Raw genomic sequence first — 6,111 nt, forward strand, 5'->3', positions numbered from 1 at the left:
ACAACGCTTTCTATATAATTTTTAAAATAAAACAAGTCATTTAAACGTTCCTTTAAAGAGGAAATCTAAATGACTTGTTTTTTACTTTCTTTTTTTATTTAAGACAAAAATATAGTAAACACTAAAGATGCCGATACCTGAGATAAATAGTAAGACACCAATCAATAGTCCAGGAGGTAAGAAGGACATGGTCACTTCATGTTTTCCTTTAGGGACACTGAATGTTAAAAAGGCTTTTTTAAAGTCTTTTGTAGGGACTTTTTTACCATCTACTTTTACCGTCCATCCTTTGTCGTAAGGAATGGTGGTCATCAATACTTTGTCCTCAGGTGTTTCAACAGTAGCTTTTGCTTTTCTTCCTGAGACGTCAAAATTAACGCCTTGTTTATTGATTTCATTCATGGCACTTTGATATTTATTAGTATCCATTAAAACGACTGGTGGATCAACTAAATCAATATCTTTTGTTCCATATAATTCAAGTGTGAAACGAAGCGTTGTATCTTTTTCAAAGTAACCTAAATTGTAATATTGACCGGTAATGTTAATTTGGCTTTTGTAACTTGTTCCTTGAGAAAGAACAGTGGCACTTGAGCTTTCTATTTGAGAGAAGTCTCCAGGGAATAAACTTAAGTACGCTTGATTGCCTGCTGGAACAAAAATATCATAGGTAATTGATTTAGCTATATTTGGCTTGATTTCTTTAAATAAAACATGGTTATTTGGTTTGTTAATAATTTTGGTATTTTTAGTTTCTGCAATCGTTGGTTTGACAAAGCTATAGTAAGTATCATCAAAATTTGACAACTGATTGATAAGGGCTGTTTGAGCACCTAAATTATCATTTTTTGGAAATTTAGTTCGGTACAATGTCGGTTCTGTTAACACACCTAAAGGCATGGCGTCTTCATTTTCATAGAGTTGATATTTACCAGCTTTTGCAACGGACGTAAAGCCGTATTTATTAACACGTTGATCGCTAATATTGTGTTTTACACCTAGTAAACTATCCATAAATAAGGTGTTATTTTGATATCTAATATTTAAGCTAGTACCTCTAGAACGGTAGCCTAAATCGTTTAGAAATTTAGATGAGTGACGATTTCTAATAGAAGAAAACATACTAATACCACTGTATCCGTAACTGAAACTATCATTTGATGAAATAGGAGCTAAAGATTCCAATCGGTAAAAGTCTTCTTTATTTGCTTTATTCGCAGTATCCACTAATTTTTTATAATTAGGATATGGCTCTGAATAAAGGCTTCTAGAAGCATAGTTCCAATCATCTAAAATACCATTTAGCATGTAAGAGGTATTTAGAAAAGCTTCTCCAGAAACAAGTAGCAGGAGTAAAATAGCTAATCTTTTTCCTGGTAATTTTTTAAGTTGGTAGAAAATAATCGCTGTTAAATAAAGTAATACAAATAAAATAGTCATTAAAAGATGAGTCGGTGTAGCAAAATCATAGGCAGTTTTAGGCGATGTTAATTTAGCTAATAAGAACAATACCGGTAAAATGAGGCAAATGCCAACAAGATAACCACCGTCTTCTTTTGTAAATTTCTCCCAACCGTAACCTGCTAACATAACAACTAAAAATGAAAATAGAAAACTAAATCTAAATAAGAACATATTTGGTGCATGGAATCCATGCCAAAAGAGATTTAGTGGTTCTAAATAAAAACTTGCAATCAATAAAATAAACATAGATCCATACGCAATTTTATTTGTTAACTTAATTTTTTTAGTAACAAAGTAAAAGATACAAAAAATGAGAGGCAAGATCCCAACATAAATGAAAGGAATGGAACCGTATTTAGTTGTATCAAAGACACCAATCATATTTTTTATGATAATATCCCAAAATGAAGTGGCTTCTGTTTTAAGGCGTGCCATTTCAGTTAATGTCTCACCATTTGTCTTCAAATCAAGCACAGCTGGTAAAATCATAATCATGGAACTGATACCAGCAAGAAGAGCTGTTACAAAATATGGCAAGATTGATTTTTTGTATTGTTTAGGATTAGTGGCAAGTCTTGCAAAGAAGTACACGACAGAAAAGACACCAATCATAAAACCAAAATAAAAATTAGAGACAAAGAGCAATAGATAACTAACAAAGAGTAAAATAGATTTTCCTTTGTCCATGACCTGATTAATTCCCAAAATGACTAAAGGCAAGTACATAAAAATATCTAACCACATAATAAGTTCAGAATGGGCTGTGATAAATGACATGAGTGAATAAGAAACACTTAATGTTACAATCGACCATTGAGATAGTTTATACGTATTTTTACCATAGTACCAAAAGGCAAGACCGGCGCTACCTATTTTTAATAAAGTCAGAAGATAAAGAGCATCTGGGATATGTTGATTGTTGAAGAAAAATACGAGCGGTGTGAATATTCCACCTAGATAATAGGAAATAAGTGACCAATAATTAAGCCCAAGAGAGGCATTCCAAGTGTAAAAAATACTTTGATCACCGTGTAAAACGTTATTAAAGCTTGCATGAAAATTTGAAAACTGGGAAAAGGCGTCACTAGCTAAAACGCTTCGATCGCTTCCCCAGAAGATACCAATGCTAAGATAGACAAAAAGCATGATAAAAAAAGGAATAAAAAAAGCAGCTAAGCCATACTTTCCTTCATTTTTAAAAGATTTTTTTAATTTAGTAAGTGTCAATTGAAAGTTCCTCCAATATTTGGTAGATTAACTTCTTCATTTTATCACAGCTTTCTTTGGAAATATAGAATTTCGAGAAGGAAGAAAATGGAAGGTGATGGTGAAGTAAAAGAGAATAAAAATAACGATAGTTATAAAAGAGAGAAAGGTTTATTTTAAAGTAATATGTACTTAATATTGATTAAGTTTTTTTTACTAAAAATAGCAAAAGTTGAATGGTCAAAATAGAATAAATGAATAGTGCTATTTTTTCTTTGAAATGGTGTTGACTTTTAAGATAAAGAGCATATAATTCATCTTGTTTGTATTTAAAATATGATAAAAATTAAGGAATTGTTTTGTTGAAAGAGAGGAATGAAAAGTGAGTCATAAGTTGACCCGAGAAAACATGGACACCTTCAAAGTGGGTGGCGCATTAGTTGCGATGGGTGTTGTTTATGGAGATATTGGTACAAGTCCGCTTTATGTAATGAAAGCAATCATTGAAGGTAATGATGGGTTAGCTAATATATCAACAGAATTTATTTTAGGTTCTGTGTCTCTTATTTTTTGGACGTTAACATTATTAACGACAGTGAAGTACGTCATGATTGCGTTAAATGCAGATAATCATGGAGAAGGTGGTATATTTTCTTTATATACCCTAGTAAAAAAATCTGGGAAATATTTGTTATTTCCTGCAATGATTGGTGGGGCCACACTATTAGCTGATGGAGTTTTAACACCAGCAGTAACAGTGACAACAGCAATTGAAGGGCTTCGAGGTATTCCTCAATTTTATAATGCATTTGGTGACAATCAACATGTTATTGTTGTCATCACTATGATTATTATTTTTGGTTTGTTTATGATTCAGCGTTTAGGAACTCAAAAAGTAGGAACAGCGTTTGGGCCAATCATGTTAGGTTGGTTTACTTTTTTAGGTATCATGGGAATTATTAATTTTGCTGATGACTTGAGTGTGTTGCGTGCACTTAATCCGTACTACGCTTTTCATTTGTTAATATCAGATGAAAATAAAGCTGGTATTTTTATTTTAGGTAGCGTCTTTTTAGCAACAACAGGTGCAGAAGCGTTATATTCAGATTTAGGGCATGCAGGTCGTAAGAATATTCGAGTTAGTTGGCCTTATATTAAAGTATGTTTGACTCTAAACTACTTTGGTCAAGCAGCTTGGTTGATTAGTGTTAAAGATAACCCGACTTACCAACAAATTGAAATGTTAAACCCATTCTTTAGAATGATGCCACATTCAATGGCAGTTGTAGGGGTTGTATTTGCTACTTTAGCAGCAGTTATTGCTTCTCAATCACTTATCTCAGGTTCGTACACATTAGTGTCAGAAGCGATTAAATTACGCTTATTACCAAGGATGAAAATTATTTATCCAACTGATCAAAAAGGTCAACTTTACATCCCAGCAGTTAATACACTATTAATGCTTGGTTGTTTAAGTATTGTTGTTACTTTTAGAACGTCAGCACATATGGAATCAGCATATGGGTTGGCCATTACTATTACAATGCTTATGACAACATTATTGTTACTGTTCTATTTGTTACAAAAAGGAACACCAAAATTTTTGGCATATACCATGTTTATTTTCTTTGCATCAATTGAAAGTATCTTCTTTATTTCAAGTGCTACGAAGTTCTTACACGGTGGGTTTGTCGCAGTGATTATGGCATTAATTATTTTTGGAATTATGATGATTTGGCATCGCGGAAATATCATTCAAGAACGTGAGTCTGATAGAGTGTCTTTATGTGATTACAAAGATCAATTGAAAGAGTTAAGTCAAGACCCAACCCTTTCTCAATATCAAACGAATATTGTCTTTTTAACAACGAAAATAAAAGGACACCAAGTCGGAAAAGATATTATTTATTCTATTTTAGATAAACGACCTAAAAAGGCGAAAGTTTACTGGTTTGTTAATGTGTTTGTTACAGATGAACCTTACACAAATGAGTACTACGTTGATATGATGGGAACGGATTATATCGTTAACGTTCAACTTCGTTTAGGTTTTAGAATGAATCAAGAAGTTAATGTTTACTTAAGACAAATTGTTAATGATTTGATGGAAGATGGTAAACTACCAAAACAACCTCAAAAATATTCAATTATGAAAGGGCGAGAAGTTGGAGATTTTGCCTTTGTATTAATTAGAGAAGAGTTAACAAGAGTAACGTCATTAAGTGCGGTGGATACCTTAGTGATGCAAGCAAAACTTGCGATTAAGAAAATTGCCTTTGATCCGGCTAGATGGTTTGGTTTGGAATATAGTGATGTTATTGTCGAACACGTTCCACTTGTTATTGGTGAAAAGAAAACAGGTGCACGCTTGAAACAAATTCAAGTAGATGATTTTGATGAAGATGACGACTAAAAATGAATTAAGACAGGGTGAAATTGTTCCCCTGTCTTTTTTGTGTGTTTTTCTGTAAAAACCTTGTAAATTAAGAAAAGATTATGGTTTAACCTCTTTTTATTTTTTGAAATATCATGTAGGATAGGAAAGATAAAGAAATCTGAAGGAGATGATGAAAGTGTCAAAAATAAGAGGATTCGAAATGGTGTCAACATTTAATAACATCAATTTACCAAAAAGAGCAACAAAACACGCTGCTGGTTATGATTTTGAAGCGTCAGAAGACGTGCTCATTCCTTCTATTTGGAAATCAGGCGTTGCTAATGCTTTGAAAATTGCATTAAATAAAGAACAAGCTTTTATTGATGAGGCGATGCTAAAACAAATGAAACCGACCCTTGTACCAACAGGAGTGAAAGCTTATATGGGAGAAGAGGAGTTTTTGCAATTATGTAACCGCTCAAGTAATCCATTAAAGAATTTTTTGCTTTTAGGTAATGGAGTTGGTGTGATTGATAGTGACTACTATAATAATGATGCTAATGAAGGACATATTATGTTTCAGTTTTTAAATTTTGGTTTGAAAGACATGACAATTAAAAAAGGTGAGCGAATTGGTCAAGGCATCTTTTTACCTTTCTTAAAGGCGGATAATGATACAACAACAATGGATAGAACAGGTGGTTTTGGTTCTTCTGGAAAATAAAGATTAACTTCTTTTAAAAGTCAGACTTTTTCTTAAGAAATAACGAACTTATGTGCTAAAATATTAGTGTGAATTACATAACTATTTAACGAATGACATAGATAAGGAAGATTTTGTGGCAAAAAAAAAGAAAAATGAATTTGTCTGTCAAGACTGTGGCTATATTTCGCCTAAATACTTAGGGCGTTGTCCTAACTGTGGTGAGTGGAATACGCTAGTTGAAGAAATCATTCAAGAAAAACCAACAAGGCATAGTCGGGTTAGTTTAACAGGCGAATCAACTAAACCAAAAAAGTTAGATAAAATTGTCTTTGAAAAAGAAACAAGAGTTAAAACAGAG

Annotated in this window: 3 protein-coding genes and 1 pseudogene; 3 read left to right on the top strand and 1 reads right to left on the bottom strand. The window is 32.5% G+C overall.

Annotation, left to right across the window (positions count from 1 at the left end):
* Positions 1-81: 81 nt before the first annotated feature.
* Entirely contained in the window at positions 82-2,691 is a 2,610-nt protein-coding gene (locus RR554_RS04115) for a YfhO family protein (RefSeq protein ID WP_332467481.1), read from the bottom strand.
* A gap of 388 nt (positions 2,692-3,079) precedes the next feature.
* Here RR554_RS04115 and RR554_RS04120 point away from each other — a divergent pair, with 388 nt between their 5' ends.
* From RR554_RS04120 to RR554_RS04130, 3 genes and pseudogenes are all read left to right on the top strand, one after another.
* On the top strand, positions 3,080-5,083 hold the full coding sequence (locus tag RR554_RS04120) for a KUP/HAK/KT family potassium transporter (RefSeq protein ID WP_332463266.1): 2,004 nt from the start codon (positions 3,080-3,082) through the stop codon (positions 5,081-5,083).
* Positions 5,084-5,234: 151 nt separating this feature from the next.
* On the top strand, positions 5,235-5,771 hold the full coding sequence (locus tag RR554_RS04125) for a dUTP diphosphatase (protein ID WP_332463225.1): 537 nt from the start codon (positions 5,235-5,237) through the stop codon (positions 5,769-5,771).
* 115 nt (positions 5,772-5,886) lie between these two features.
* Positions 5,887-6,111: pseudogene (locus RR554_RS04130) on the top strand (DNA repair protein RadA); the annotation flags it as partial.

This window comes from Vagococcus sp. (assembly GCF_036639995.1).
GTDB lineage: Bacteria > Bacillota > Bacilli > Lactobacillales > Vagococcaceae > Vagococcus.

Coding starts and splice junctions, on each gene's coding strand:
- RR554_RS04120 (WP_332463266.1), top strand. CDS start 3,080: ATGGACACCTTCAAAGTGGGTGGCGCATTAGTTGCGATGGGTGTTGTT.
- RR554_RS04125 (WP_332463225.1), top strand. CDS start 5,235: ATGATGAAAGTGTCAAAAATAAGAGGATTCGAAATGGTGTCAACATTT.